3 protein-coding genes are annotated in these 2,136 nt (G+C 64.2%); all 3 read right to left on the bottom strand.

Annotation, left to right across the window (positions count from 1 at the left end; all coding sequences use genetic code 11):
• The coding region (locus tag AC1DUU_RS30410; RefSeq protein ID WP_476787034.1) for a 2-dehydro-3-deoxygalactonokinase at window positions 1–467 on the bottom strand (467 nt) is incomplete at its 3' end.
• 43 nt (window positions 468–510) lie between these two features.
• The gene (locus AC1DUU_RS30405; protein WP_476787033.1) at window positions 511–1,791 is read right to left on the bottom strand and encodes a TRAP transporter large permease; all 1,281 of its coding nucleotides are present in this window, start codon (window positions 1,789–1,791) and stop codon (window positions 511–513) included.
• Window positions 1,788–2,136, bottom strand: a 349-nt coding sequence (locus tag AC1DUU_RS30400) for a TRAP transporter small permease (RefSeq protein WP_476787032.1), incomplete at its 5' end; no start/stop codon positions are given. The genes AC1DUU_RS30400 and AC1DUU_RS30405, both read right to left, overlap by 4 nt.

Here is a 2,136-nt window from a genome sequence, read left to right as displayed (position 1 = left end):
ATCACAACCCACTTGCTGTGGGTGCCGGGCATGCACACGAGCCGGCGCGCAATCCCCTTGCCAAGGCCCAGCAGCTGGGTCTCCTCGCCGCGCATCACTTCGGGCGCAAGCGGGTCGCGCTGGGCGATGCCGGGAAGGATGCGGATATCGGCAAAACCGTTCGRCACGCTGACGGCGCAGGCCGCGAAATCGGCCAGCCGGGTCGGCGCGTCGACGTAGGGCGCCTCGACCCAGCCCTGGCGCGCGCCCGCCATGCCGCAGATCAGAATGGGCAGGCCCACCGGCGCCTCCATCGCGGCGAGGTGTGCGCGCAACACCGGTTCGAAACCCGACGTCACGCAATGCGTCATGCCTTCGCGCCCGCGGCTTTCGGCCAGCACGCTTTCGTCGCGTGCCACAAGCCAGGCGCGGAAGCTTGTCGTGCCCCAGTCGACGATCACGCAGAAAGCTTCTTGTGACGCACTCATGTTCGGCCCCTCTGGCATGTCCTTGGGAAATACATGGCGGCCATCACTGGGTCATCCAGCGCAGCGGCTCCATCACGATCTCGGGGAACAGGACGAGCAGGAACAGCACCGCGGTTTCGGCCAGCAGAAACGGCCAAATTCCTTTCATCAGATTGCCCATGCGCATCTGTCCGACGCCGCAGACGACGTTGAGAACGGTGCCGACCGGCGGCGTGATCAGGCCGATGGCGTTGTTCATGATGAACAGCACCCCGAAATAGACCGGATCGATGCCCGCCTGCTTGAGCACCGGCACCAGCACCGGCGTCAGGATCAGGRTGGTCGGGGCGAAGTCGAGCGCCGAGCCTACGATCAGCACCAGGACCATCAGCACCAGGATGAGCAGCGTCTTGTTGTCCATGATAGGCTGCAAGAGCTCGACCATCTGCGCCGGCATGTTGGCCGCCGCGATCAGCCATGCGGACACCGAAGCCGCGGCGACGAGGAACATCACGACCGCAGTGGTCTTGGCGGCATTGAGCATGAGGCCGTAGAGCTGGCTGAACTTCAGCTCCCGGTTGACGAAAAGCCCGATGACCAGCGAGTAGGCTGCCGCAATGACGGCGGCTTCGGTCGGCGTGAAGAAGCCGAACTTCAGGCCGCCGATAATGATCACAGGTAACATCAGGCCCCAGAAGCTCTCGACCGTCAGGCGAAGCCGTTCGCGGATGGGCTGCCTGGGCGCGACCTCGATCTTGTCCTTTCGCGCCACGAACATCCACGTCAGCATCAGCGACAGCCCCATCAGGATGCCGGGCACGATGCCTGCGATGAAAAGCTTGGTGATCGAGACCTGGGCTGCGACGCCATACAGGATCATGCCGATCGAAGGCGGGATGATGGGCGCGATGATGCCGCCGGCGGCGATCAGGCCGCCCGAGCGGTAGGGGTTGTAGCCGGYCTGCCGCATCATCGGCAAAAGCACGGCGGCCAGTGCCGCGGTGTCGGCCACCGCCGAACCCGACAGCGATGCCATGACGACGGCGGCGCCGATCGCCACGAAGCCGAGGCCACCGCGCAGATGGCCGACCCAGGCCATCGCCAYGTGGATGATGCGCCGGGTGATGCCGCCGGCGTTCATGAACTCGCCGGCCAGCATGAAGAACGGCACGGCGAGAAGGGGGAAGCTGTTGGCGCCGTCCCACATGTTCTGCACGACGATCTGCGGATCGGTCATGCCCATGTGGAACATCAGAGCGAGGCCGGAGACGATGAGGGCCATTGCGACCGGCATGCCGATCGCCATCGCTGCAAGCAGGGAGACGACGAAGATAAGAATGGTCATGGCTTGCGCACCGCCTCAACGGTTGAATCGACTTCGTGCATGCCCTCTTCCTCGACCTGGATGAGTTCGTCGTCGCGGACCTTGCCGCGTGCGAAACGAACCAGATTGTGGAGGCAGAGAGCCGCCATCAGCGCACCGGTGAAGGAGGTGACGCCGTAGACCCAGCTCATCGGCAGCTGCATGACGGTGGAAACGGTGGTGGCGTTGATCTCGTGCTGCATGAAAGTGCCGACGAAGATGTAGACGCTGCACACGAAGATCAGGATCTGGGAAATCATCCAGCACAGCCGCCGCCATCTGACGGGCAGCGCGAGCACGACGGTGTCGACGCCAAGGTGCCGGTTC

Source organism: Aminobacter sp. P4_H6_2 (genome assembly GCF_056400805.1).
The sequence above is the reverse complement of the archived record's forward strand: the minus strand, read 5'-3'. Positions and strand labels throughout refer to the sequence as shown.